The organism is Pseudomonas sp. PDM05 (assembly GCF_014851685.1).
Taxonomy (GTDB): domain Bacteria; phylum Pseudomonadota; class Gammaproteobacteria; order Pseudomonadales; family Pseudomonadaceae; genus Aquipseudomonas.
On the sequence record NZ_JACVAC010000018.1, the window covers coordinates 64,845 to 90,419 of the forward strand.

A 25,575-nucleotide genomic window follows, 5' to 3' on the forward strand; every position below is an offset into this window, starting at 1 on the left:
ATGAACGCATTCTTCAAGAGCGCGGACAGCGTGCTGCGTCGGGTTTGGGTTTGGAGCCTGTTGCTGGTGCTGTTGAGCGCCGCGTTGGTGTGGTGGTTCGGACCTTTACTGGCGGTGGATGACTACCGCTTCTGGCAGGGCGTGTCGGCGCGCTGGGTGACGATCAGCAGTCTGTTGCTGTTATGGGGCATCGCCATGGTCTTGGTCGGTGGGCGCCGTGGGGCCCAGACCCATCGCCCGGAAAATCCGCGCTCGGAACACCAGAATCCGGAGAACCAGGCCCGGCATGTCCAACAGCGAGTAGACGCTGAGCGGCGCCAGGTGCGTGGGCGCTTCAAGGAGGTCGTGCAGGCGCTGAAAAGTGCAGGTTGCTATGGCGCCAAGCGTCAGCGCTGGCGCAATGAATTGCCCTGGTACGTACTGATTGGCGAGGAGGGCAGCGGCAAAACCCAGCTGTTGATGGCGAACGGGTTGCTGGCGCCGCTGGATCGCCTGGACGCCGCACGCTCGGGCCGCACTCCATTCTGTGAAGGCTATTTTGCCGACCAGGCGGTGTTGCTCGATACGCCTGGTCGTTACCTGACCCAGCCTGATGCGGCGGTGGATGGCGCGGGGTGGTCGACCTTGCTGCACCTGCTCAGGGCCAGGTGCCGGGCCAGGCCGCTCAACGGCGTAGTGGTGACGTTATCGGTGGACAGCCTGCTCGCCGGCAACACCCATGACCTCGACGTGCTGGCGCGCCAGGTGTATTCCCGTGTGCAGGAGATCCGGCAGACGCTGCATGTGGATGTGCCCGTAACGTTGGTGTTGACCAAGGTCGACCGACTGCCGGGATTTGTCGAGTTCTTCGATGGGCCCACAGGTGACGTCGCAACACCTGTGTTTGGCGAAGCCCTGGCTGGGGGCACGCAAATGCCCGAGGTCCGCCAGGCCTTCGAGCGGTTGCTGCAACGCTTGAGTGGTGAGTTGATCCAGCGTTTGCACCAGGAGCGCAATGTCGAGCGGCGCGGCCTGATGCTGGACTTTCCCCTGCAACTCGCCGGGCTTGGCGAACGCTTGTGCCACTTCATTGAATCGGCGTTTTGTGCCCATCGCTACCAGCGCATCCAGGGCCTGCGCGGTATGTATTTGACCAGCGCGGATGCCGCCCGGGGGCGCTTTGTCCCAGGGTTGTTCCGCCGAGTGATCGTGGCCGAGGCTGACTTTGCGCAGTTGCATAGCGACGAGCGCCGGCGCATTCGTTGGCGCCAGCTCGGCGCGGCCCTCGCCGCAACGGCGATACTCGCAGGCGCCACGGTGTTATGGGCGCACAGTTATTCACTCAACCATCAGCGCCTGGAGCAGTTGGTTGCGCTGGCTCAACCTGTGCCGCCAGCCCCACTGGAGACGGACAGCAACCTGGTCGCCCTTGCCCGGTTGGACCGCCTGTTTGCGGCGACCCAGGTGTTCCCGGTAGAGGTGCGGAGGGTGGAACGTTTGGGCCTGTACCAGGGCAAGCTGAGCGCGCCGGTATTGGACGATGCCTACGTACACGCCTTGCAGCAGCAATTGCTGCCGCAAGTCATCGAGCTGTTGGGAGCGCAGGTACGCGCCAGCCTGGGCGAACGCGAACAACTGCTGGACCACCTGCGTGCGTATCTGATGCTGACGCTGCACGAGCGTCGGGATTCGGTGTGGTTGGCCGAGCGTGTGGGCGCGGCCTGGGCGGTGCGGCATGCCGGTGAGGTCGCGGTGCAGCAGCGGTTGAACCAACATTTCGCGCGGCTGTTGGCGCAGCCGTTCGTGGCGTCCCTCGATGACGCGCTGGTCGCTCAGGCCCGCCAGGCACTGCGCGGCGAGTCACTGGCTGACGTGGTGTATCGGGTGTTGCGTGAGCAGGCGCGCAGCCTGGAGCCGTTGCGCCTGGCTGAAGGACGCGGGCTGGTTGCCAGCGAGCCGCCGATCCCGGGTTTTTACACCAAGCGTTTCCTGCAGTATTTCGAGGCGCAGGGCCCACGGTTGGTGAATGCGATTGCGCAGGACAACTGGGTGTTGGGCGAGGGCACCGACCTGAGCGCCGCCGATCTGCGCCGCCTGATGCTGGCGTTGGAGCAGCGCTATTTCAGTGAGTACGGCGATGTCTGGGGCAACGCGCTGGGCCAGGTGCGCCTGTCGGATACCGATGGCCTGCGCCAGGATGCCGAGCGGCTTGCACGCTTGACTTCGGCCCAGTCGCCCTTGGTGCAACTGCTGCAACAGGTGCGGGAAAATACGCGCCTGCTGCCGTCCAATGGCGGGCTGGACACGTTGAACCAGGTCGCCGGGCCGTTGCCGCTGCCGGCGGACTCCGCCCGGCGCACCTTGCAGCGGCGCTTCGAGCCGCTGCACCAATTGCTCGACGAACAACACAACCCCGGCACCGAGTTGACCCAGGCCTTGCGCCAGCTTGACGAACTGCACCTGCAACTGGTGGCGCTGCACCGTGAAAGTTCGCCGGGGCAGGCGGCGTTTCAACGGGTCAAGCGGCGCATGGAAGGGCAGCCGGATGGGTTGGGCAATCTGCGTGATGTCGCCACGCGCCTGCCGCTGCCGCTTTCGGCGTGGGTTGAAGGCTTGGCGGATGACAGTTGGCGGCACTTGCTGGACGAAGCCTATGTGCACGTCAACCAGCGTTATCAAAGCGAGGTGTACGGTGTGTATGCCAAGGCGATCCGCCAGCGCTACCCTTTCAATGCGCATGCCTCCAGCGACGTCGCTCTCAGTGATTTTCAGGAGTTTTTCAAGCCCCAAGGCATCCTGGCGCGCTTTCATGAGACTTATCTGCGGCCCTTCGTCAGTGCCGATGGCGGGCGCTATCGCCTGCGTGGCCTGGACGGGCGCAGCCTGCCGCTGGCGCGCAGCCTGTTGCCGCAACTGAGCAAGGCGCAACTGATTCGGCGCAGCTTCTTCAACGAGGCCCAGGGCGACTTGCAGGTGCGATTCAGCTTGGCGCCCTACAGCCTGGACCAGGCTGCCAGTCGGGCGGTGTTGCGCATGGGTGATCGGCAGTTGGAATACCGTCACGGGCCTATCGTGGCGATGCACTTTGAGTGGCCTGTCGCGGCGGAAAACGGCCGCAGCAGCCTGGTCCTGGAGCGGGGCGCAGAGCGGCCGCTGGGGTTGGAAAAAAATGCCGGTGCCTGGTCGTGGTTCCGCTTGCTCGAGTTGTTCCAGAGCGAGCCCGCGAGTGGTCGCGATGGGCAGTTGCTCAAGTCCGACCTGGCGGGTTTGCGCGCCACTTTCCTGCTCACCAGCCAGCGCACACCAAGCCCATTCCCGCTGGGTGAATGGCGCACGTTCCGTTTGCCGGAGCAGCTATGACGCACGCGGCTTGGCACAGCGCCGGGCGTACGCAGCGTGTCAAGCAGCGAATGCGCAACGAGGATGCGTTTCTCGATTGCCCGCAGCAAGGCTACTGGGCGGTGGCCGATGGCATGGGTGGGCATCAGGCCGGCGATGTTGCCAGCCAGGCAGTCATCGACAGTCTGGCCAGGTTGAACGAGTGCGGCACGTTTGAGCAACGGATCGAGTCGATGCGCCGCTGCCTGCAACGGCTCGACCGGCAGTTGGGCGTGCAGCGCGCACACGGCCGGATGGGCAGCACGGTCGTCGCGTTGCTGCTGGAGGGCCGTCGCGCCGCCTGCGTGTGGGCGGGCGACAGCCGTTGTTACTTGTGGCGCGGGCAGTGTTTGTACCAGTTGTCGCGGGATCACTCCTGGCAGGAGCGCTTGATGGTCGAGCAGCAGCTCAACCGCCAACAGGCCCAGGCGCATCCGGATGCGAGAGCCTTGACCCGTGCGGTGGGCGGGCGCGAGCCGTTGGCGCTGGAGGTCCTCGAACTTTGCACGCGTCCCGGTGATGTATTCCTACTCTGCAGCGATGGCCTGTACCAGGCGCTCAGTCACTGCGAACTGGGCAGTGCCATGGGCCACGGTTCGCCGCAACAGATGGTGGACCGTTTGTTCAGCCAAGTGTTGCGCGGGCCCGCCCGGGATGACCTGACGGCCGTTGTGGTGCAGGCATGAACGAGACACGCCTGCTCGCCGGGCGGTATCAGTTGGAGCGGGAGCTGGGCCGCGGTGGCATGGGCGTCGTGTATCGCGCCCGCGATCTGTTGCACGAGCAATTTGGCGAGCCGTGTTCCCGTGTGGCGTTGAAGTTGCTGGGCGACTGTTTGACCCAGTCCAGCGATGCGCATGTGCTGTTGTACAGCGAGTTTGCGCTGACCCGCAGCCTGCGCCATGAGCGGATCGTCCGCGCGTTTTCGTTCGAGGTCGATACCGCCAGCCAGGTCGCGCTTTTTACTCTGGAGTTGCTGCACGGGATGACGTTGGACCGCCTGCTGTTGGAGCGTCCCGGCGGACTGCCCTGGCGGGAGTTGCAGCCAGTGGCGGTGCAATTGCTCGATGCGTTGGTTTACGCCCACGGGCAGGGCGTGCTGCACGGTGATTTGAAGCCGGGCAATGTGATGCTCGGCGAGGAGGGGGTTCGCTTGTTCGATTTCGGTCTGGGCCATGGCCAGAAACAGGGCTTGCCGAGTCTGAGCCGCAACCGTTTCAACGCGTGGACCCCGGCGTACGCCGCACCGGAGTTACGCGACGGCGCTGTGCCGACTGCCGCTGCCGACCTGTATGGCGTGGCGTGCCTGTTGTACGAACTGGCGCAGGGCAGTCGCGCTACCGATATTCAAAACCGCCCCCGGCAATGGCCGAGGCAATGCTGGCCGGCGCTGAAGACCGCACTGACCGCCGACCCCGAGCGTCGCGCCATCACGGTCGCCGAATTGCGCAACGTGATCCGCCGCACGCCACATCATGGATGGTTGTAACCCGCGGTCTTGTTGAAACACCGCGGCGGCCCGTTTGGGGCGGCTTCGCCCCCCAGCTCGGGCAAGCTCGCTCACTACAGGTCGAGTTGTCGGCGGCGGGAGTGTTTGCGCAGGCGCCGGTCATTCCAGTGCCTTATGGGTTTGAGCGTAAACAGCAGCAGGTACGCGACCAGGACGGTGGCCAAGTCCATCGAATCGTCGCTGAGTTGACCGGTAAATTGTTCCACCACGTCCTTGATCATCAACATCAATGAAACCCCACACAGCCACAGCAATACGTAGAGCAGTATCGGGCGCACGGTTCCTGATGGTTTTTCTGACATGTTGACCCTCTTTTCCCTGAAGCCGATTTCCTCGCAGATATTACCGATCGACCCGGGCTCAGGGACGCTCCCCAGTCAAAAATCCAATTAATGGTAGTGCTCAGGCTCATTACGGTGAGACCAAAGAAGCGCGGTAATACCTGCCCTTGGATTGACTATAGCGGGCTTGAGCAGATTCGCCTGAAGGGCCATGGCAGGAGAGCAGGCGACAGGGGGTGAGGATGAATTGGTCGAATGAGTGGGTCGAGTGCAATAAGGCAATTCAAACGACAACTCAATAATTGGCGTTGCCGTGCTAAAAACCTTTCGCTCCTGGCCTAAGGACGTGTAGCGTTAGGCGGTATTTTCGACCCTGTTTTCCAGGGGCGTGGAGCGATGGACAGAGGGATGGGTCATGGCGCAAACGCTGTTCAAGCTGTTCTTCACCCAGCGTCTGGCCGCCTTGGCCAGCACCGAGTCATTGCGTGCTATCCGCGAGGGATTGTTGTGGATCCTGCCATGCCTGCTGGTATCGGCGGGGTTTCTGATCCTGTCCGAATGCGCCCGGGTACTGGGTTTCGATGCGCAGGTGGTGAGTTTACTGGCCGGGTTGCATAACCAGATCAGCTCGGTGATTCCGCTGCTGGTGGCTGCTTCCATTGGCTATATGCTGGCGATCCAGTACCGCTTGCCCCAGCTTCCCGTTGCGTTTCTGTGCCTGGCCCACGTGGTGATCGCGACTTTCATCCTGCGTGAGTACCCTCGGGCATCGGCCACGTTTGTGTTGTTTATCGCGATTGCTTCGCCCCTGATCAATGTGCCGGCAATTGCCTGGTTGCACCGTTTGCGCTGGACACGCCTGGTCAACGAGGACCTGGTGGGGCACAACCTGCGAGGCACCATCAATATGGTGGTGCCCGGTGCAATCACCGCGCTGGCCTTGGTGCTGGTGTTGTCGTTGCTTTTGCAGATTCCCTATGTCGCCCAGTTGCAGGGCCCGCAAGTGCTTGAAGCCCTGGACTCGCCCTACCGCAGCGGCTTGTTTGTGACGCTGATGAATTCGCTGCTGTGGTTTTTTGGCATCCACGGCGTGTACGCCATGCAACCGCTGTTCGATGTGCTCGACCAGGCCGTGGTGCTCAATGGCACGGCGTTGGCCGCCGGGGAGCCGATCAAGTATCTGCTCAACAGCGGACTGCTCGGCAGCTTCGCCTTTATCGGCGGTTCGGGCGGTGCGCTGTGTCTGTTGCTGGCGATCCTGCTGTTCTCCAAGAGCCAGTCCATGCGGTTGCTGGCGATTGCCAGTCTGCCGCTGTCACTGTTCAACGTCAGCGAGGTGCTGTTGTTTGGCTTGCCGATCATCCTCAACCCGCGCTTGTTCATTCCGTTCCTGGTGGTACCGGCCCTGAATGGGATGGTCGCGTTGACCGCAGTGCAACTGGGCTGGGTGATGCCGGCGGTGGCCAGCGTGCCGTTCACCTCGCCGGTGCTGCTCAACGCCTACCTCAGTACCCACGGTGATATGGCGGCCGTGGCCCTGCAAGTGCTGCTGCTGGGCCTCGGCACGCTGGTCTACGCCCCCTATGTGCGAGCGATCCATCGTCAGCCAGCCGAAGGCGGGACGGTGTACCTGCGTTCGATGGACATGACCTTTCGCGGCCTTGAAGAAAAGGGCCGCCTGCTCGAAGCCGACCCGGTGCTCGCATCCCACAAGGCCCTTGCGCGCCAGGCCAGTGAGCTGAGCCGTATCCAGCAGATCAGCGACTACGAGTTCTACCTCGAGTACCAACCCCAAGTGTCGACCCTGACCGGCTTGTGCACCGGCTGCGAAGCCCTGATGCGCGCGTGTGACAGCCACGGCACGGTGCATTCGCCGTGGGAGTTCCTGCAGTGGCTGGCGCAGGCGCGCCTGATGCCGGACGTGGATGTGTGGGTGGCCTCCGAGGCGGTGCGCCAGTACCAGAAATGGCACGCCCTGGGGTTTGCGTTACCGATGACGATCAATATTTCCAGCGCGACCCTGACCGACCCGGCCTACGGCAACCGCCTGGTGAAGATCCTCGCCCAGGCCCGAGGCCAGGTGTCGGTGGAAATCACCGAGGACGCCCTGGTCAGTGACATCCAGGCCACGCGCCAGACCATCCAAAAGCTGCAGGCCATCGGCGCCAAGGTGTATATCGATGATTTCGGTACCGGGTTTTCCGCCCTGAGCTACCTGCACCAGTTTCCGGTGGATTTCATCAAGATCGACCGCAGCTTCGTCGTTGCCCAACACGACCCCAAGGGTGCTCAAGTGTTGACCGGCATGTTGCGCTTCTGCGAGGCGTTGAACCTGGGGGTGGTCGTCGAAGGCGTTGAGACCGCCGAGCAGTTGGCGTTCTTGAATACCGGCAGCGAGCTGTTTATCCAGGGCTGGTATTTCAGCAAGGCGCTGCCGGGCGATCAGTTGCCGGGGTTTGTACGTGAGCGCGCCGCCCTGGCCGAGCCCTAGGTGGATGTGTAGGTACGCTCGATCTCTTCGATCAGTCCATCGATGCGTTCCAGACGGGCGCGGTTGTCGTGGTCCCAGGGGTGAAACCCTGGCCGGAAGTAATCCAGCAAAGGCCGCAGCATCCGTGGGAATACGCCTTTTGGCCCATACAGAAACTTCAGCATGCGCCAGAAGCCCTTCAGGTGCCCGCCGGCCTTGCGGTCGGCAATCAGCAGGCGCAGGTGAAAATCGAACACCACCAGCCAGAAGAACAGCGTGGTCGTCAGCATGGTCCCGGTGCGCAGCAGGTAGCGCTTGGGGCCGGGCTTGATTACGCGGGACCACACGTCGAAGGCCACGGCCTTGTGTTCGGTTTCTTCGAGGGCGTGCCAGTACCACATCTGTTGGTAACCCTTGAGTGAGTTGCCAAAACGCGACGGGTCACTGAGCAGGATCTCCGCGAGCATCGCGGTGTAGTGCTCAAGGGCGATGGTGATCGCCAGGTTGAATGACGGCGGGAAGTGTTTCTTCTGCCAGTCGAGGATGAACTTGAGACGTCGGTCCAGGGTGTGCGCGGGCAGGCCGGCGGCTTGCAGCAGGTCGTTGTAGGCCACGTGTTCGCGGCTGTGCATGGCTTCCTGGCCGATAAAACCCTGGATCTGCTGTTTCAGCTCCGGATCGTCGATGCGCGAGCGGTAGTGGCGCACGCTGTCCATGAAAAACAGTTCGCCCTGGGGAAACAGCAGTGACAGCGCATTGAAAAAATGCGTGATGAACGGGCCTTGTTCATGCCAGTCCTTGATGTGTTCGGCGGGCAAGGCAAAGCGGATGTCGCGACGGATTGGCAGCATGGTGTGTGCTCCTGTTCAGAGACGGGGCTCGTCGTTGGTTTCCAGGACCGGCGTGCGCGGTTTGGGGGCCATGCGTTTGCTGGCGAACACCACCAGCGCTTGGTAGGCCGCCGGCAGGCAGCGGGCGAGCAGGTCGAGAAAGAAGGCGTCTCGGCCGATCAACACGCGGCGCTTATTGCGGCGTACGCCTTGCAGGATCACCTTGGCGGCCGTGTCGGCGTCGGTGATAAACAGCTTCTCGAAGTCGGCGCGGGCTTGTTGCTCGCTGTGAATCAGAAAGCCGGTCATGTTCGCGTCGATGCGGCTGCTGCGGCAGATGTCGGTGCGGATGCCGCCGGGGTGCACGCAGGTCGCCGAGACACCGCAGCGTTGCAGGTCGAGTTCCTGGCGCAGGGCTTCGGTAAAGCCGCGCACGGCGAACTTGGTGGCGTTGTAGCCGCTCATGCCCGGCTGGGCGAACAGGCCGAACACGCTCGAGGTGTTGATCACATGCCCATCGCCACTGGCTTTGAGGTACGGCAGGAATGCCTTGGTGCCGTGCACCACGCCCCAGAAGTTGATGCCGACGATCCATTCCAGGTCGGTGTAGTCGACTCCTTCCACGGTGCTCGACAGCGCCACGCCGGCGTTGTTGAAGATCAGGTTGACCTGGCCGTGCCGGGCGAACGTGTCGCTGGCCCAGGCTTGCATGGCCTCGCGGTCGGACACATCCAGCACCTGCGTGGTGAGCGTGATCGGCGCCAGCGTCATAGTCTTGATGATTGCCTCGGTCTGCGCCAGGCCCTGGGCATTTTTGTCTGCCAGTGCCAGGTGGCAACCTTCCCGTGCCAACGCCAGGGCCAGCGCACGGCCCATGCCGGAGGCGGCGCCGGTGATTGCGGCCACGCGGCCGTTGAACGATTTCATGACAGGCTCCCTTCGACGGTGGCGTGGGGCGCAGTGACGGCGCACGCCTGGATCGGCAGCAACTGGGCGACGTAGTCCTTGAGCGCGAAATGCCGGGTGACCTGCTTGAAGCGCCAGGTCGAACCGGGCCACAGGGTGGTGTTCTTGCCGGTGCGCGGGTCGAGGTACCAGCTCTGGCAGCCGCCGGTGTTCCAGATGGTGCGCTTGAGCCGGTCTTGCAGTTGGCGGTTGTAGACCTCTTCCACGGTGGGCTTGACGTCGACGCTGGCGATGCGATGGCGCTGCATTTGCCGCAGGGCGTCGAGGATGTAAGTCACCTGGGCCTCAATCATCAGAATCATCGAGTTGTGCCCCAGGCCGGTGTTGGGGCCGACGATCAGGAACAGGTTCGGATAGCCCGGCACGGTGGTGCCTTTGTAGGCATGGGCGCCATCGCGCCAGGTGTCCAGCAGGTCGATGCCGCCACGGCCGATGATGCAGTCGCGCGGCAGTGGGTCGGTGGCCTGGAAACCGGTGCCGAAGATCAGACAATCGGCCGGGTGCTTGATGCCGTTGGCGGTGACCACGCCATCGGCTTCGATGCGCTGCACGGTGTCGGTGATCACCTCGACGTTGCTGCGGGACAGCGCCGGGTAGTAGTCATTCGAGATCAGCACGCGCTTGCAGCCGATGGTGTAGTCCGGCGTCAGGGTCTTGCGCAGGGAAGGGCGGGCCACTTGCCGGTGCAGGTGGCGCTGGGCGATTTTTTGCACCATGGTCATCAACCGTGGATGCAGGGCAAAGCCCACCACACGGCCTTCCAGCGCCCAATAGAAGGCGCCGCGGACCAGGCGCTGGGTGAACGGCAGGTGCTTGAACAGCCAGCGTTCGGGCGATGAGATCGCCCGGTCCGGCTTGGGCATGATCCACGGCGGCGTGCGCTGGAACAGGTCCAGATGGGCAACCTGCGGCGCAATCTGTGGCACGAACTGGATGGCACTGGCGCCAGTGCCGATCACCGCGACGCGTTTGCCTTTGAGTGAGTAGTCGTGGTCCCACTGCTGGGAGTGGAAGCGTTTGCCCTTGAAACTCTCGAGCCCCGGGATCGCTGGCAGTGCCGGACGCGACAACCCGCCCATGCCCGACACCAGCACGCGCGCGCTGACCTGACGGCCGTTGCTGAAGCGCAGTTGCCAGCGTTGTTGTGCCTCGTCGAACACGGCGCGCTCAAGGCCCATGCCAAAACGCAGGAACGGCGCCAGTTCATAACGCCGGGCGCATTGCTCCAGGTAGGCGCGGATCTCGGCTTGCGGCGCGAACTGCCGGGTCCAGTCCGGGTTGGGGGCAAAGGAAAACGAATACACGTGGGATTGCACGTCGCAGGCGCAACCGGGGTAGCTGTTGTCACGCCATGTGCCGCCGAGGGTGTCGGCTTGTTCGGCGATAAAGAAGTCGCGCCAGCCGGCTTCCTTGAGCTTGATGGCCATGCACAAGCCGGCAAAGCCGGAACCGATGATGGCGATGTCGATGACCTCGTCGTGGGCATTCATAGGCAGTCCTTCGTGGGCATCTGCGGTGCTCCTGTTTTTGTTTTGTCTTTTAGATAAAACACCATTGCAAAGGAAAATTGAATTATTTATTTTAAAAAAGATTTTAAATAATCTACCTGAAAATACCGCCTACGCTACGACCTTGTTCCTCAGGTGCGATCTGTCCGACGGACGCGCACGTTATGTAGAGCGTCTAGGTCCAGGGTGGACGGTGGCTGAGGCCTTGACCAATCCCGGTCGGGTCGCCAGCAGCAGGGAAGCAGAGGACCGAGCTATGGCTGTCGAGTGGGTTGTCGCTGCGGCTGTGTTGGCAGGGGGGAGTGCGCTGTTATGGCGATTCAGTGCGCGGATGACGCGGCGCATTGAAGCGGCGGTGCCGATTGATGGGCGCTTCGTCGAGGTCGATGGCGAACGCTTTCATTATGTGGAGGAGGGCAAGGGCCCGCCGCTGGTCATGATTCACGGGCTGATGGGCAGCAGTCGTAACCTGACGTATGCCTTGTCCGCCCCGTTGCGTGAGCAGTTCCGGGTGATCAGCGTTGATCGACCAGGATCGGGGTATTCCACGCGGCATGCGGGTACTGCGGCCGACCTGCCGGGCCAGGCGCGGCAAATCGCCGGATTCATCAAGGTGCTGGGTCTTGAGCGACCATTGGTGCTGGGCCACTCCCTCGGCGGGGCGATTGCCCTGGCGTTGGCCCTCGATCATCCCCAGGCTGTGGGCGGGTTGGTACTGGTGGCGCCGTTGAGCCATCCGCAGCGGATGTTGCCGTTGGTATTCCTGTCGCTGGCCGTTCGCCCGGCGTGGCTGCGACGTTGGCTGTCACACACGTTGACCGTGCCCATCGGGCTGCTGACCCAAGGTTCAGTGGTCAAGGGCGTATTCGCGCCGGACCCCGCGCCCGAGGATTTTGCCACCCGTGGCGGCGGCATGCTCGGCATGCGCCCCGCCAACTTCTACGCCGCCTCCACCGAGATCAATCGCGTCAACGATCACCTGCCAGGCATGGTCAAGCGCTACCCGCAACTGCGCCTGCCCATCGGCCTGATCTATGGCGCACGGGATCAGGTGTTGGACTTTCGCAAACATGGCCAGGCCCTGGCCGACAAGGTGCCGGGGCTGAAGCTGCAGTTGGTGGAAGGGCGCGGCCATATGCTGCCGATCACCGCCGTCGCGCGTGTGGTCGAGGTGGTGCAGCAGGTCGCCAAACGCACCCGAGCGCCGCAAAACGCCACGGTTTTGCACCCGCCATTTGCCATGGCGAACAAATAAACGTGGCCCTCGTTGCGGGGTGGATCGGCGCAAATGCTTGCTCTAGAGACCTGACCAGACAGCTGAAAAACAGACTGTCCGGTCACGTAAAAAAGCCCTCGAAAAAGTAGTTGACGACCTATCGATTCCGCGTTATTTATTTAAAAAAATATTTCAATTTATATTTTGAAATGATTTTTGAAATGCCTAAGAGCGAATAAAAATGAAAAAAACGCCTTTTATCGCATGGTCAATTTCCTGGAGCATCCCACGCTCCACGAACCTGTTTCGGGTCTCCCTGTCGCGGAGGCTGCCATGAACCAGACCCTCGCAGCGCCAAGTGTATGGACCGACGGCAAGCGCCACCTGTGGTGGTTGGGCATCATGCCGCTGGCCACGCCGCTGTTGTCCGGCGCGCTTGCCATCAGTACGGGCATCCAGCAATTGTGGTGGGTCGGTGTACTGGTGATCTTCGGCCTGATCCCACTGATCGACGGCCTGCTCGGCGAAGACGTCAGCAACCCGCCTGAATCCGCCGTCAGCCAGCTTGAATCCCAACGCTACTACCGCTGGATCGTCTACACCGGCGTGCTGTTCGTGATCTCATCGGTGGTGATCACTGGCTGGCTGGCCGCCGGCGGCATCGACTGGATCATCGGCGGCGGCCTGTTGCACGCCGCCGCCGATCTCGACCCCGCCAGCTGGCCGGCCCGCGCCGCCGCCTACGTCACCGCGCGTACGCAGTTGCATGGCGAGCTGAGCTGGTTCACCTACCTGGGCATGGCCATGTCGACCGGCGCCGCCACCGGCATCGCCATCAACACCGCCCACGAACTGGGGCACAAACCCAATGCGCTGGAAGTGTTTCTCGCCAAGGTCACCCTGGCGCCGACCTTCTATGGGCACTTCTACACCGAACACAACCGTGGCCATCACGTGCGCGTCGCCACCCCGGAAGACCCGGCCAGTTCACGCCTGGGGGAAAGCTTCTGGGCCTTCCTGCCGCGCTCGGTGTGGTTCAGCGCCCGTTCGGCCTGGAACCTCGAGCGCGAACGCCTGCGCAAACTCGGCCTGCCGGCCTGGCACTGGCGCAACGGTGTGCTCAGCGCCTGGATGTACAGCGTGGTGTTGTGGGGCGCGATGATTGCCTGGCTGGGGGCAGCGGTGATTCCGTTCCTGCTGATCCAGGGCATCTACGGGTTCTCGCTGCTTGAAGTGGTCAACTATGTCGAACATTACGGCCTCAAGCGTCAGAAGTTGCCCAATGGCCGGTATGAACGTTGTTCGCCACGCCACTCCTGGAACAGTAATCGGATTGTCACCAATATCTTCCTGTTTCAACTGCAACGGCACTCCGACCACCATGCCAACCCCACTCGTAGTTATCAGTCGTTGCGCCACTTTGATGAATCACCGCAACTTCCTTATGGCTACGCGAGCATGATTGTATGGGCCTATGTTCCCTACTTGTGGCGACGCCGCATGGATCATCGGGTACTCAATCACTATGCCGGGGATATAACCCTGACCAATCTTCAGCCGTCGCAACGCTTGAAGTATCTGGAGAAGTACAGCGGCAGTGCCAAGCCGTTCTAATGTGAACTGATAGATCAACAGTGGACTCGGGATCTGTGTATCGCGCAGGTTTTTATCGCCCGAATTACGCTGAACGTTAGTTGCAAGAAGTTTGTTTGACCCGAACAACAATAATTTCAAGGGAAGGACGTACACCATGCACACACCTGCCAGGTTCACCAGCCACCTCGTATTGGCCGCACTTGGGTTGATTGCCTATCAACAGGCCCAGGCCGCGCGCATCGAGCCCGCCGGCAGCGCTTTTACGGCCCAGGGCCCGATCAGCTTTTCCAAGGGCGCGCTGATCAGCGCCGACTGCACCATCAAGGTCGCCGGCAAAGTTGCGGCCGACGGCACTTCGGTGAATGTCGATAAAGTCGAGTTCGACGGCGGCCTCAAGTGCAGCCGCGTCGAAGCCATCAACTTGCCGTGGGTCTTGATCGCCAAAGACACCAAGAGTGGTTCCATGTCGAAGATCAGCGTGGATGTGCACGCCTTTGGCCTGGGCGGCAAGTGCGGGCCATCTACGGCCGATGGCACGTGGGATAACGCCACCGGCAAGTTGGAAGCGAGCAATGTACCGATTGGCGAAGACTGCAAGATCAAAACGGTATCGATCAAGATGCCGCCAAACTTCAAGGTTGTTGAATAAGCATCAGATGTTGTTGTGGTAATCGAATTGAGATTTGGCTGGAAAGGGAAGTTCTGCAGTTTCACCGTGACCTCTCGTTCATGGCCATTACCCCCTGGCGAAATGAATTCGCCATAACATGTGAGGAAAAACAATGAAAAGTTTGAAAACCCTCGTATCGTTGTCTGCTTTGGCTGTTTGCATGGGTGCTGCGTCGATGGCCAATGCCAGCACCATTACCCCTAACCCAACAGCGTTCACCACGCCAGGCGGTACGATTGCCGTGAGTTCGCCAGCGTCTCTTGGCATCCCTGTGAACTGCGGCATTGTTTTCACCGGCTCAGTTGCCGCTGGGGGGGCTTCAGCGTCGATCACCGGCGCCACTGTTACCGGCGGCGGCTTGTGTGGCGTTCCGGTTCTGCTGGGCCTGCCTTGGACACTGACGCCTGGCGCCGGTACGTCGGGCGTGTACACCGGCACGGTGTCTGGCGTTAACTTCAAGATCGTAAATGATTGCGCCACTGCCCCTGCCACGATCGATGTGAAGTTCGATAACGCGACCCATGCCCTGACCATCGGTACTGCGCAAACAGTCGGCAAGTGCAAGATCACCGCGCTCAATGTCACACCGTCTCCGCAATTCACGCTTAACCCTTAATGCAACTGGCTGATTTGACGTGGTGATCACACGTTGAAAAAAAGCAGGTGTCTTGCAAAAGGCACCTGCTGCTTCAGGCCATATCGGCGCAACCGATCATGGTTGAAAACAATAATAAGGAGTGGAGCATGAACAATAAGAAACAGCAGGCGCACGCATTCCTCGGTCTTGCGTTGTTGGGAGGCTTGATTGCGACTGCCGGCTCGGCACATGCCGGTGGCTTCTCTACTCCGACCTTCGGGGCAGAAGGTTGGGGTCGGGCTTTTGGTGGTGGTTCGATGTTTAAGAATGACCCGTCATCGGCCTTTAACAACCCTGCCGCCATGGCGTTTATTGATCACAACATTGCGCAGTTCAATGTTGACTACGCACGCATCAATATCAAATACAAAGGCACGGCCAAGGACTATGCCGGCAACCCTACGTCATCCACGACCTTTGACCCCGATACCTTTGAGCCCACTTCAGTGCCGCGCACCGGTGATGGTGGCCAAGGCGGTTTTACGGCCTGGCTGCCGACTGGGTTCATGGTCATGCCTATCGGTGATCGTTTCGCCTTTGGCCTGAGCCAAGTCGTGCCCATGGGCGCGCGTACCACCTGGGACAATGACTGGAAGGGCCGGGATTTCGCGGTTGACACACGGATCGAAACCGTTGGGTTGACCGGATCGCTGTCGTTCAAGGTCAATGATCAATTCTCTATCGGCGCTGGTGCAATTGTTCAGCACACCAAAGGTTTCGTCAGCCAGAACGTTGACTTGTATGCGGCGGCGGCGCTTGCGCCGAATTCGATTCCATTTCCGGCGGGCATTGGCTATTCGCTGATGCGCGTCAAAGTCGACAACACCTCGGTGGGTTGGTTTGCCGGTCTGGCCTGGAAACCAACACTGCAGGACACTGTCGGTTTGAACTACCACGCCAAGATCAAGAACAAGCTTGAGGGCAAATACAATATCTACGCCGATGAAGGGTCGACGGGGCTGATCGAGGGTGGGTTGCCGGGTCTTTTGTACCCTGGCCTGAACCTGCAAATGAACGGTAAAGCCTCGACGCAGTTGGATGTGCCTGCCAACGCTTCCATCGACTGGGTACACAGTTTCACCGGCAGCCTGGACCGCCTGACCCTCGGCGCCAGTGTCACTTGGACCCAATGGTCATCGTTCAAAAACCTGACGTTGAAGTCTGAAGGTTCGACCATCGTCGCCATCCCTTACAACTACAAGGATGCCTGGATGGTCTCCCTCGGTGGCGACTACAAACTCACCGACGACTTCACCTTGCGCGCCGGTGTGGCGACTGACCAGACACCGACCCGCAACTCCACCCGCGACCCGCGTATCCCGGACGGCGATCGGATCTTCACCTCCCTGGGCTTTGGCTACAAAGTCCGCGCCATCCCCGGCCTGGGCATCGACGGTTCCTACTCCCACCAGTTCGTGGAAAAGGCCAAGTTGAAAACCCACAACCAGGACCGTCTTGGCGGTGCATCGCTGGACGGTAAAGCCGACGCCTACGGCGATGTCGTCAGCCTGGGGGTGACCTACGAGTTCTGATCCCGCGTAACGTCCCGCAATACCGGTATGAGTGGGCAGTCAGCGCATCTTTCTGTCGTATTCCATGCCGGTCATGCATCGACGGGTCGCACGCGACCCGTTCCGATTTCCCACTCAATCAACGTATCTGGCTGACCCTGTTCAGTCGGTGATTTTTTCGCCCAAGCATTAAATAAAAATTTCAAAACAAAATTTGAATTTTTCTTTCCAAGTTTGTAGTGTGGCTTTACGCCGCAGGTCTGTAGGACCTGTCGCGTCACAGCCGTACCCTGAATCGAGTAGAGGTATCCCTATGGTTATCTGGTTATTGATGGGTTTCGCAGCCGCGATTGCTTTGGCGTATCGACAAGCTGCCGCCACCCTGTGGCTGGGCGCCGGCCTGATCTGGCTGGCAGTGGGCTACCTGTTCAACGTAGTGGCTGCTGTTGGCGTGACGGTCGCAGCGCTGCTGGTGCTGGCACCGGCTGCGCTGCTGAGCATCAAACCCTTGCGCCGCGTGTTGTTGACCAACAAGGCCCTCGGCCTGTTTCGTACAATCATGCCGGCAATGTCCGACACCGAGCGCGCGGCCATCGAGTCTGGCACGGTGTGGTGGGACGCCGAGTTGTTCAGCGGCAAGCCCGACTGGCAACGTCTGTTGCACGCCGCGCCAGCGCGCCTCAGCGCAGAAGAACAAGCCTTCCTCGACAACGAGGTGGAAACCCTCTGCGACATCGCCAATGACTGGGAAACCACCCAGGTCTGGCAGGACATGTCCCCCGAGGGCTGGCAGTACACCAAGGACGCCGGTTTCCTCGGCATGATCATCCCCAAGCAGTACGGCGGCAAAGGCTTCTCCCATTACGCGCATTCGCAGGTGGTGATGAAGCTGTCGACGCGCTGCTCGGCGGCGGCGATTTCGGTGATGGTGCCCAACTCCCTGGGCCCGGCCGAGCTGCTGCTGCATTACGGCACCGATGCCCAGCGCAACTACTACCTGCCGCGCCTGGCGCGGGGCGAAGACATCCCGTGTTTTGCCCTGACCAGCCCCTACGCGGGCTCCGATGCCGGGGCGATTCCGGATCTCGGCATCGTCTGCAAAGGCAGGCATGAGGGCCAGGAAGTCCTGGGTTTTCGCGTGACCTGGGACAAGCGCTACATCACCCTGGGCCCCATTGCTACCGTGCTCGGCCTGGCGTTCCGCGCCGAAGACCCGGACGGTTTGCTCGGCGCCGCCGGCTCCCTGGGCATCACATGTGCGTTGATTCCGACGTCCCATTCCGGCGTCAACAGCGGTCGGCGCCACTGGCCGCTGAACGCGGTATTCCAGAACGGCCCGACCACCGGCAAAGACGTTTTTATCCCACTGGAATGGGTAATCGGCGGCCGCGAGCAGATCGGCAATGGCTGGCGCATGTTGATGGAATGCCTGGCAGCAGGGCGCGCCATTTCCCTGCCGTCGGCCAACGTCGGCCTGGGCAAGGTGGCGGTGCGCGGCACCACGGCGTACGCGGCGATGCGCAAACAGTTCGGCCTGCCCATCGGTAAGTTCGAAGGCGTGCAGGCACCGTTGGCGCGCATGGCCGGGCACCTGTATGCCTGCGATGCGGTGCGCAAAGTGTCGGTGGCGTCCCTCGATGCGGGGGAGAAGCCCTCGGTGATCTCGGCCATCGCCAAGTACCACGTGACAGAGCGTGCGCGGATTATCGTCAACGACGGCATGGACATCGTCGCCGGCAAGGGTATCTGCATGGGGCCGAACAACTTCCTCGCCCGTGCCTACCAGCAAAGCCCGATTGCCATCACGGTAGAAGGCGCGAACATCATGACCCGCTGCCTGATCATCTATGGCCAGGGCCTGATCCGTTGCCATCCTTATGTGTTCCGCGAGATGGAAGCGGCGCGCAACCCTGACCGGCGCAAAGCCCTGGAAGAGTTCGACAGCGCAATGTTCGGCCATGTGAGCTTTGTGTTGGCCAACACCGTACGCGCGGCGGTGCATTCCCTGACGGGTGGGCGGCTACTCTCCGCACCAGCCAAGACCGACCCGGCGCTGGCGTCCTACTACCGCCAGGCCAATCGGCTGTCGGTGGTACTGGCGTTGGTCTCGGACATTTCCATGGGGGTGCTGGGCGGTGCGCTCAAGCGCAAGGAAAGTATCACCGGACGCCTGGGGGATATTCTGTCGCAGCTGTACATTTTGTCCTGCGTGCTCAAGCGCTTCGAGGACGACGGTCGGCCGCAGGCGGACCTGCCCCTGGTGCACTGGTCGGCCCAGGATGCCTTGCTGCGAGCGCATGAAGCGTTGGCCGAAGTGCTCGCCAACTACCCGTCGCAAGCGGCTGCGGCGGTGCTGCGCGGCTTGAGTTTTCCGTTCGGGATTCCATCGCGCAAACCGTCGGATCGCCTGCTGGCCCAAGTGGCCGAGGTGGTGCAGACCCCCGGCGAAACCCGCGACCGTCTGCTGGCCAATTCCTACATCCCACGGCCGGAAATCGACAAGTTGGCGTATGGCGAACTGGGGTTCCGTTTATTGCCACAGGTGGAGTTGATCGACGCACGGCTCAAACCTGCGATCAAACAAGGCCTGATCGAACCCCTGCCGATTTCCGCCACGGCCTTCACCGCCTGGCGCGTCAAGGCGCGGGCGCTGGATTTGATCAGCGACGACGAAGACAGCTTGCTGGCGCGGTATGTGGAATACGCCGACCACGCGATCCAGGTCGACGACTTCCCGCAGGACTTCGGGCTGCTGGAAGCGTTGCAGCAGCGCAAGCAAGCGCTGGAACCAGCGACCAAGCGCCGTAGCAGCCAAGGCGAAAACGCCTCGGTGAATTAGCTGCAACGCGGCCAATGTGGGAGTCGGGCTTGCCGGCGCCCACAGGGGCCGGGTTTACAGGTCAAGACACTGTGAGTGGATCTTTCTATGAGTGACAGCTACTTATCTTTTGTTAACTCCCCCTGGGGCCGTCGCCTGGCCCAGGCCGTCGGCTTGCCGCAGCCCTTGGCGCTGCAACGCCACCGCAGCGGCCAACCAGGCTTGGTCAACCCGGTGATCGTCGCCGGGGCCGGGCGCCTGACCGCACACGTGCAACAGCTGTTCAGCGCCACCGACACGGTCACCGCCACCGCGGCGACCCTCACGGCGCCGTCCACCGGCAAGGTGCAGGGTGCGGTGTTTGATGCCAGCGACATCAGCGGCCTGCAACAACTCGATGAGCTCTATGTGTTTTTCCACGCCAACGCCAAGCGTCTCGGCCAGCACGGCCGTGTGGTGGTGCTCGGCACCGCGCCGGAACACTGTGCGGACTTGCCCCAGGCCATCGCCCAGCGTGCGCTGGAAGGTCTGGTGCGTTCGCTGGCCAAGGAACTGCGCCGCGCGATCACCGTGCAATTGCTCTATGTTGCGCCGGGCGCCGAAGACGCGCTGGACAGCAGCCTGCGCTTCTTCCTGTCGCGCCGTTCGGCCTACGTCTCGGGGCAAGTGGTACGCCTGGAACCGCCGGTCGATGGCCACGTTGCCGTCAACTGGGACAAACCCTTCACCGGCCGTCGCGCACTGGTCACCGGCGCGTCCCGTGGCATCGGCCTGGCGATTGCCCAGGTGCTGGCCCGCGACGGTGCGCACGTGGTGTGTGTGGATGTGCCCCCGGCCCAGGAATCCCTGCAACAGGCGGCCGACAGCGTAGGCGGTTCAGCGTTGCCGTTGGACATCAGCAGCGCCGACGCGGCCACCTTGTTGCACGCCCATGTCAGCCAATACGGCGCTTTCGACGTGGTGGTGCACAACGCCGGGATCACTCGCGACAAAACCATCGCCAAAATGACCGAAGCCGCCTGGCGCAGGGTGCTGGCGGTCAACCTGGAAGCGCCGTTGCACCTGAGCAATGCGCTGCTGGACAACCAGGGCGTCAATCCTGGTGGGCGCATCGTGTGTGTGTCGTCGATCTCCGGCATCGCCGGCAACCTCGGGCAGAGCAACTACGCCACCTCCAAGGCCGGGGTGATCGGCCTGGTGCAGGGCCTCGCGCCGCAGGCGGCGGCGCGCCAGGTCACGGTGAATGCGGTGGCACCGGGGTTTATCGAAACCCAGATGACCGCGAAGATCCCGCTGATGATCCGCGAGGCGGGGCGACGCATGAATTCGTTGTCCCAGGGCGGCCAGCCGATAGATGTGGCCGAGACGATTGCCTGGCTGGCGCATCCGGCGTCCGGCGCGGTCAACGGCCAAGTCGTACGGGTGTGCGGGCAAAGCCTGCTGGGAGCTTGAGCCATGGACTACGTGACACAGATTATCGATCCACCGCCGTCGCGCAGCCAACTGCTGATGGATGGCCTGCGCGGCCTGCGTAAACCCAAACTCGATGGGCCGCCCGCGCTGCCCGTGGAACGTCTGGTGCGCTCGGCGGTGGCGTTGTCGGCTGCCGAGATTGGCGCCTATGGGCGTGCCTGCGGTTTTCGCCATGAGCAGGGCGTGCCGCTGTCGTTTCCCCATGTGTTGGCGTTCCCGCTGCACTTGATGCTGCTGACGCGGCCAAGTTTTCCGTACCCGGCCAGCGGCATGGTGCACCTGGCCAATCGCATCCGTCAGCACCGGCGCCTGCACGAGGGCCAGGCCTTGCGCCTGGAAGTGTTCTGCGCGCGCTGGGTCGCGCATCCCAAGGGCCAGGCGCTGAGCATCGCCACCCGTGCCTACAGTGAAGGCAGCCTGGTGTGGGAAAGCGACAGCCTGTACCTGCGCCGAGAGGTAAAAAATCCGGTCGGTGAGCCGTGGAATGATGGTTTGCCGTTGCAGGAAGAAGGCCTGCTGCGCACCCAGCGCTGGGTATTGCCCGCCGACCTTGGCCGGCGTTTTGCCAGGGTGTCGGGGGATTTCAATCCGATCCACACCTCGGTGATCGGCGCGAAGCTCTTTGGCTTTCGGCGCGCCATTGCCCACGGCATGTGGACCCTCGGCCGTGCACTTGCAGCCCAGCAACCGCCCGGCGGGCTGGACCAGGCCGAGGCCCATTGCGACTTCAAGCTGCCGATTTTCCTGCCTGGCCAGGTCGCCCTGTGGAACCACCCCGCAAGCGGCCCGCGCCGTGAGTTTGAGGTGCGCAATTTTGCCGGTGATAAACCGCACATGCGCGGGCTCTTTGTCTGGAATGAGAACCGTCGATGACTGACTACAGCTTCAACCCGGCTCCGACTCGCCGCGTGGCGATTATCGGCGGCAACCGTATCCCGTTTGCTCGCTCCAACACCGTGTATGCCCACGACAGCAACCAAGACCTGCTGGTGGCGGCGCTGCAAGGTCTGGTCGACCGCTATAACCTGCACGGCCAGCGTCTTGGCGAGTTTGCCGCCGGGGCCGTGATCAAGCATTCGCGGGATTTCAACCTGGCGCGTGAGTCGCTGCTGTCCACCACCTTGTCCCCGGACACACCGGCCTACGACGTGCAACAAGCCTGCGGCACTGGCCTGGAAGCGGCGCTGCTGGTGGCGAATAAAATCGCCCTCGGCCAGATCGAAGTGGGTATCGCAGGCGGCGCGGACACCACCTCCGATGCGCCCATCGGCATCAACGAAGCCCTGCGCCACACCTTGCTCGCGGCCAATCGCGCCAAAGGCCTGGGCGACAAGGTGAAGAGCTTGCTCAAGGTGCGCCCATCGATGTTTTTCAAACCATTGCTGCCGCGCAATGGCGAGCCGCGTACCGGGCTGTCCATGGGCGAGCACTGCGAGGAAATGGCCAAGCGCTGGCAGATCAAGCGCCTGGCCCAGGATGAGCTGACGCTGACCAGCCATCAACGCCTCGACGCCGCCTACCGGCGGGGCTTTTTCGATGACCTGATCAGCCCCCATCGTGGCCTGGCGCGGGACAACAACCTGCGTGCCGACACCAGCCTGGAGAAACTCGCCAGCCTGGGCCCGGCCTACGACCGCCAGAACGGTACGCTCACGGCGGGTAACTCCACGCCGTTGACCGATGGCGCCTCGGTGGTGCTGCTGGCCAGCGAGCAATGGGCTGCCGCCAATGGCTGGCCGGTGCTGGCGTATCTACGCACCGGCGAAACAGCGGCGGTGAATTTTGTCGACGGCACCGAGGGCCTGCTGATGGCCCCGGCCTACGCCGTACCACGCATGCTCCAACGCGAGGGCCTGAGCTTCAAGGACTTCGATTTCTTTGAAATCCACGAAGCCTTCGCCGCCCAGGTGCTGTGCACGCTCAAGGCCTGGGAAGACGCCGACTACTGCCGCGAACGCCTGGGCCTGGACGCGCCGCTGGGCGCCATCGACCGCGCCAAAATGAACGTCAACGGCGGCTCGCTGGGCTGTGGCCATCCGTTTGCCGCTACCGGCGGCCGGCAACTGGCGACGCTGGCCAAGACCATCCATGCGAACGGCGGCGGGCGCGGCCTGATTTCCATCTGCGCTGCGGGCGGGCTGGGCATTACCGCCATCGTCGAAAAGTAGCTCTATCAAAAACAACAACAAGGAGACTGCCATGAGCACTGTAAGCCTGGAACACACCGAACGGATCTGGCTGAACGCGTACCTGCCTGGCGTGCCGGCGGACATCGATGCCGGGATCGAGGATTACCCGTCGCTGCGCGAAGTGTTCCTGGAGCACCTGGAAAAATTCCGCGAGCGTGTGGCCTATGTGAGCATCGGCACCGAAATGACCTACGCCGACTGGCACATCCAGGGCATCGCGTTCGCCGCCTGGCTGCAAGGGCAGGGCGTGCAGAAAGGCGACCGCGTGGCGCTGATGATGCCCAACTGCTTGCAGTACCCGATCTGCCTGTTGGGTACGATTTTGGCTGGTGCGGTGGTGGTCAACGTCAACCCGCTGTACACCGCCCATGAACTCAAGCATCTGCTCAAGGACAGCGGTGCCGAGACGGTGGTGATCTTCGAGAACTTCGCCCACACCCTGGAAAAGGCCGTGGCTGGCAGCAGCGTCAAGCGCGTGGTGGTGGCAGCCATCGGTGACTTGCTCGGCACCTTCAAGGGGGCAGCGATGAACTTCATCCTGCGTCACGTGCAAAAGCAGGTGCCGCGCTTCAATCTGCCGGGTGCGTTGCGCTTCAACCGGGTGCTCACGCAAGGGCGCGCGCTCAATCACTTCCCGGTGCCCATGGGCCTCGACGACCTGGCCTTCCTGCAATACACCGGCGGTACCACCGGCGATGCCAAGGGCGTGATGCTCAGCCACCGCAATATCATCGCCAACCTGCTGCAAGCCAAGGCCTGGGTCGGTGACCAACTGGACCAGGACAAACAGGAAACCAACGTCACCTTGCTGCCGCTGTATCACATCTTTTCGCTGACGGTGAATTGCCTGATGTTCATGTGCCTGGGCGGGCGCAACATCCTGATCGCCAACCCGCGTGATGTGAAGCGGGTGCAGATGATCCTGCGCAAGGAGCGCTTCAACGGCATTGCCGGGGTCAACACCTTGTTTAACGGTTTGCTGGAGAACAAGGAGTTCTGCGCGCGGGATTTTTCCAATTTGCGCATGGTGATTGCGGGTGGCATGGCCACTCACACCGCAGTGGCCAAGCGCTGGAAGGAGGTCACCGGGCTGCCGATTATCGAAGGCTACGGCCTGACCGAATGCTCGCCGGTGGTGAGTATCAGCCCGATCAACATTGCGCGCATGCGCGAGATGGACTTTACCGGCAGCATCGGCGTGCCGTTGCCGTCGACCTGGGTGCGCTTTATCCGCGAAGACGGTGAACTGGCCGACATCGGCGAGCAAGGCGAACTGCAAGTGCGTGGCCCGCAGGTGATGCAGGGCTACTGGAAACGCCCGAAAGAGACGGCCGAGGTGCTGGATGCCGAGGGGTGGTTGTCGACCGGGGATATTGGCGTGATGGACGAACGCGGTTACATCCGCTTGGTGGACCGCAAGAAGGACATGATCCTGGTTTCGGGTTTCAACGTATATCCCAACGAGATCGAAGACGTGGTGGCGCTGCACCCGGGCGTCGCCGAAGTGGCAGCCGTGGGCGTCGAGGATGCGGTGACCGGGGAGAAGGTCAAGATCATCGTGGTGCGCAAGGACCCGAACCTGACGCAGGAACAGATTCTCGCCCATTGCCGGGAATACCTGACGGGGTACAAGGTGCCCAGGTACGTAGAGTTTCGGACCACCGAACTGCCCAAGACCACAGTCGGCAAGGTGCTGCGCAGGGCGTTACGCTGATAAACAGGCGGGGGACTCGATGATTGAGGCCAGCACCTCTACCAACAGTGCCGCCGCCTTCGCAGCCTCGCCAAAGCTCGACAGCTCCCACAGGGGATTGGCGGTGCCCGGGCGATCTCCAGCCGAACACTGACATCCCAGCAACACAGCTCAAATGTGGGAGCGGGCTTGCCCGCGAAAGCGGTGGTTCAGCCAACACCTCTACCAACAGTACCGCCGCCTTCGCAGCCTCGCTAAAGCTCGACAGCTCCCACAGGGGATTGGCGGTGTGAGAGGGATCTCCAGCCGAACACTGACATCCCAGCAACACAGCTCAAATGTGGGAGCGGGCTTGCCCGCGAAAGCGGTGGTTCAGCCAACACCTCTACCAACAGTACCACCGCCTTCGCAGCCTCGCTAAAGCTCGACAGCTCCCACAGGGGATTGGCGGTGTGAGAGGGATCTCCAGCCGAGCGCTGACATCCCAGCAACACAGCTCAAATGTGGGAGCGGGCTTGCCCGCGAAAGCGATGGTTAAGCCAACACCTCTACCAACAGTACCGCCGCCTTCGCAGCCTCGCTAAAGCTCGGCAGCTCCCACAGGGGATTGGCGGTGTGAGAGGGATCTCCAGCCGAGCGCTGACATCCCAGCTACACAGCTCAAATGTGGGAGCGGGCTTGCCCGCGAAAGCGGTGGTTCAGCCAACATCTCCACCAGCAGTACCACCGCCTTCGCAGCCTCGCTAAAGCTCGACAGCTCCCACAGGGGATTGGCGGTGTGAGAGGGATCTCCAGCCGAACACTGACATCCCAGCAACACAGCTCAAATGTGGGAGCGGGCTTGCCCGCG

18 protein-coding genes are annotated in these 25,575 nt (G+C 62.1%); 14 read left to right on the forward strand and 4 right to left on the reverse strand.

What is annotated here, in order from left to right:
• Genes tssM through IB241_RS25015 form a run of 3 tightly spaced genes read left to right on the forward strand, consistent with a single transcriptional unit; the run spans window position 1 to window position 4,846 of the window.
• Window positions 1-3,339: a type VI secretion system membrane subunit TssM gene (gene tssM, locus IB241_RS25005; protein ID WP_192300853.1), complete on the forward strand. Its 3,339-nt coding sequence runs from the start codon at window positions 1-3 to the stop codon at window positions 3,337-3,339.
• The gene (locus IB241_RS25010; RefSeq protein ID WP_192300854.1) at window positions 3,336-4,043 is read left to right on the forward strand and encodes a PP2C family protein-serine/threonine phosphatase; all 708 of its coding nucleotides are present in this window, start codon (window positions 3,336-3,338) and stop codon (window positions 4,041-4,043) included. Before tssM ends, IB241_RS25010 begins: the two co-directional genes overlap by 4 nt.
• A complete protein-coding gene (locus IB241_RS25015) occupies window positions 4,040-4,846 on the forward strand; it encodes a serine/threonine-protein kinase (protein WP_192300855.1) in 807 nt (268 codons plus the stop codon). The genes IB241_RS25010 and IB241_RS25015 overlap by 4 nt, the downstream gene beginning before the upstream one ends.
• Before the next feature lie 74 nt (window positions 4,847-4,920).
• On the opposite strand, the gene IB241_RS25020 is transcribed toward IB241_RS25015, so the two are convergent.
• Entirely contained in the window at window positions 4,921-5,169 is a 249-nt protein-coding gene (locus IB241_RS25020) for a hypothetical protein (protein ID WP_192300856.1), read from the reverse strand.
• 394 nt (window positions 5,170-5,563) lie between these two features.
• Between IB241_RS25020 and IB241_RS25025 the strand changes: the two genes are divergently transcribed.
• Window positions 5,564-7,639 (forward strand): EAL domain-containing protein, encoded by a 2,076-nt coding sequence (locus IB241_RS25025; RefSeq protein WP_192300857.1) that lies wholly within the window; start codon window positions 5,564-5,566, stop codon window positions 7,637-7,639.
• Here the strand turns inward: IB241_RS25025 and IB241_RS25030 are convergent.
• The 3 genes from IB241_RS25030 to IB241_RS25040 are packed head-to-tail and all read right to left on the reverse strand — an operon-like array spanning window position 7,636 to window position 10,904.
• Window positions 7,636-8,469 carry a metal-dependent hydrolase gene (locus IB241_RS25030; protein ID WP_192300858.1) on the reverse strand — a complete coding sequence of 278 codons (834 nt, stop codon included), beginning with the start codon at window positions 8,467-8,469 and terminating at the stop codon, window positions 7,636-7,638. The two genes, IB241_RS25025 and IB241_RS25030, sit on opposite strands and share 4 nt — an antisense overlap.
• 15 nt (window positions 8,470-8,484) lie before the next feature.
• The gene (locus IB241_RS25035) at window positions 8,485-9,375 is read right to left on the reverse strand and encodes an SDR family NAD(P)-dependent oxidoreductase (protein WP_192300859.1); all 891 of its coding nucleotides are present in this window, start codon (window positions 9,373-9,375) and stop codon (window positions 8,485-8,487) included.
• The gene (locus IB241_RS25040; RefSeq protein ID WP_192300860.1) at window positions 9,372-10,904 is read right to left on the reverse strand and encodes a flavin-containing monooxygenase; all 1,533 of its coding nucleotides are present in this window, start codon (window positions 10,902-10,904) and stop codon (window positions 9,372-9,374) included. Before IB241_RS25040 ends, IB241_RS25035 begins: the two co-directional genes overlap by 4 nt.
• 274 nt (window positions 10,905-11,178) lie before the next feature.
• Between IB241_RS25040 and IB241_RS25045 the strand changes: the two genes are divergently transcribed.
• The 10 genes from IB241_RS25045 (at window position 11,179) to IB241_RS25090 (ending at window position 24,746) form a co-directional block, all read left to right on the forward strand.
• Window positions 11,179-12,177, forward strand: coding sequence for an alpha/beta fold hydrolase (locus IB241_RS25045; protein WP_192300861.1), 999 nt, complete (start codon window positions 11,179-11,181; stop codon window positions 12,175-12,177).
• Between the two features lie 294 nt (window positions 12,178-12,471).
• Window positions 12,472-13,752, forward strand: coding sequence for an alkane 1-monooxygenase (locus IB241_RS25050; RefSeq protein ID WP_192300862.1), 1,281 nt, complete (start codon window positions 12,472-12,474; stop codon window positions 13,750-13,752).
• A gap of 136 nt (window positions 13,753-13,888) precedes the next feature.
• Complete coding sequence (gene praA, locus IB241_RS25055; protein ID WP_192300863.1) at window positions 13,889-14,383, forward strand: alkane oxidation protein activator PraA; 495 nt, start codon at window positions 13,889-13,891, stop codon at window positions 14,381-14,383.
• 133 nt (window positions 14,384-14,516) lie between these two features.
• On the forward strand, window positions 14,517-15,020 hold the full coding sequence (praB, locus tag IB241_RS25060; RefSeq protein WP_192300864.1) for an alkane oxidation protein activator PraB: 504 nt from the start codon (window positions 14,517-14,519) through the stop codon (window positions 15,018-15,020).
• A gap of 128 nt (window positions 15,021-15,148) precedes the next feature.
• Complete coding sequence (locus IB241_RS25065; RefSeq protein ID WP_192300865.1) at window positions 15,149-16,573, forward strand: outer membrane protein transport protein; 1,425 nt, start codon at window positions 15,149-15,151, stop codon at window positions 16,571-16,573.
• Between the two features lie 292 nt (window positions 16,574-16,865).
• On the forward strand, window positions 16,866-19,391 hold the full coding sequence (locus IB241_RS25070; RefSeq protein ID WP_192300866.1) for an acyl-CoA dehydrogenase: 2,526 nt from the start codon (window positions 16,866-16,868) through the stop codon (window positions 19,389-19,391).
• 87 nt (window positions 19,392-19,478) lie between these two features.
• The gene (locus IB241_RS25075; protein WP_192300867.1) at window positions 19,479-20,822 is read left to right on the forward strand and encodes a 3-oxoacyl-ACP reductase; all 1,344 of its coding nucleotides are present in this window, start codon (window positions 19,479-19,481) and stop codon (window positions 20,820-20,822) included.
• Between the two features lie 3 nt (window positions 20,823-20,825).
• Window positions 20,826-21,716 (forward strand): MaoC/PaaZ C-terminal domain-containing protein, encoded by an 891-nt coding sequence (locus IB241_RS25080; RefSeq protein WP_192300868.1) that lies wholly within the window; start codon window positions 20,826-20,828, stop codon window positions 21,714-21,716.
• Window positions 21,713-23,011 (forward strand): acetyl-CoA C-acetyltransferase, encoded by a 1,299-nt coding sequence (locus IB241_RS25085; RefSeq protein WP_192300869.1) that lies wholly within the window; start codon window positions 21,713-21,715, stop codon window positions 23,009-23,011. The genes IB241_RS25080 and IB241_RS25085 overlap by 4 nt, the downstream gene beginning before the upstream one ends.
• A 31-nt stretch (window positions 23,012-23,042) precedes the next feature.
• The gene (locus IB241_RS25090; RefSeq protein ID WP_192300870.1) at window positions 23,043-24,746 is read left to right on the forward strand and encodes an AMP-binding protein; all 1,704 of its coding nucleotides are present in this window, start codon (window positions 23,043-23,045) and stop codon (window positions 24,744-24,746) included.
• The last annotated feature ends 829 nt before the right edge of the window (window positions 24,747-25,575 follow it).

What these genes read in the sequence shown, in the direction of transcription:
- IB241_RS25045 (WP_192300861.1), top strand. Translation starts at nt 11,179, where the DNA reads ATGGCTGTCGAGTGGGTTGTCGCTGCGGCTGTGTTGGCAGGGGGGAGT.
- IB241_RS25050 (WP_192300862.1), top strand. Translation starts at nt 12,472, where the DNA reads ATGAACCAGACCCTCGCAGCGCCAAGTGTATGGACCGACGGCAAGCGC.
- IB241_RS25065 (WP_192300865.1), top strand. Translation starts at nt 15,149, where the DNA reads ATGAACAATAAGAAACAGCAGGCGCACGCATTCCTCGGTCTTGCGTTG.
- IB241_RS25035 (WP_192300859.1), bottom strand. Translation starts at nt 9,375, where the DNA reads ATGAAATCGTTCAACGGCCGCGTGGCCGCAATCACCGGCGCCGCCTCC.
- praB (WP_192300864.1), top strand. Translation starts at nt 14,517, where the DNA reads ATGAAAAGTTTGAAAACCCTCGTATCGTTGTCTGCTTTGGCTGTTTGC.
- IB241_RS25040 (WP_192300860.1), bottom strand. Translation starts at nt 10,904, where the DNA reads ATGAATGCCCACGACGAGGTCATCGACATCGCCATCATCGGTTCCGGC.
- IB241_RS25015 (WP_192300855.1), top strand. Translation starts at nt 4,040, where the DNA reads ATGAACGAGACACGCCTGCTCGCCGGGCGGTATCAGTTGGAGCGGGAG.
- IB241_RS25020 (WP_192300856.1), bottom strand. Translation starts at nt 5,169, where the DNA reads ATGTCAGAAAAACCATCAGGAACCGTGCGCCCGATACTGCTCTACGTA.
- IB241_RS25025 (WP_192300857.1), top strand. Translation starts at nt 5,564, where the DNA reads ATGGCGCAAACGCTGTTCAAGCTGTTCTTCACCCAGCGTCTGGCCGCC.
- IB241_RS25085 (WP_192300869.1), top strand. Translation starts at nt 21,713, where the DNA reads ATGACTGACTACAGCTTCAACCCGGCTCCGACTCGCCGCGTGGCGATT.
- praA (WP_192300863.1), top strand. Translation starts at nt 13,889, where the DNA reads ATGCACACACCTGCCAGGTTCACCAGCCACCTCGTATTGGCCGCACTT.
- IB241_RS25030 (WP_192300858.1), bottom strand. Translation starts at nt 8,469, where the DNA reads ATGCTGCCAATCCGTCGCGACATCCGCTTTGCCTTGCCCGCCGAACAC.
- tssM (WP_192300853.1), top strand. Translation starts at nt 1, where the DNA reads ATGAACGCATTCTTCAAGAGCGCGGACAGCGTGCTGCGTCGGGTTTGG.
- IB241_RS25075 (WP_192300867.1), top strand. Translation starts at nt 19,479, where the DNA reads ATGAGTGACAGCTACTTATCTTTTGTTAACTCCCCCTGGGGCCGTCGC.
- IB241_RS25080 (WP_192300868.1), top strand. Translation starts at nt 20,826, where the DNA reads ATGGACTACGTGACACAGATTATCGATCCACCGCCGTCGCGCAGCCAA.
- IB241_RS25070 (WP_192300866.1), top strand. Translation starts at nt 16,866, where the DNA reads ATGGTTATCTGGTTATTGATGGGTTTCGCAGCCGCGATTGCTTTGGCG.
- IB241_RS25090 (WP_192300870.1), top strand. Translation starts at nt 23,043, where the DNA reads ATGAGCACTGTAAGCCTGGAACACACCGAACGGATCTGGCTGAACGCG.
- IB241_RS25010 (WP_192300854.1), top strand. Translation starts at nt 3,336, where the DNA reads ATGACGCACGCGGCTTGGCACAGCGCCGGGCGTACGCAGCGTGTCAAG.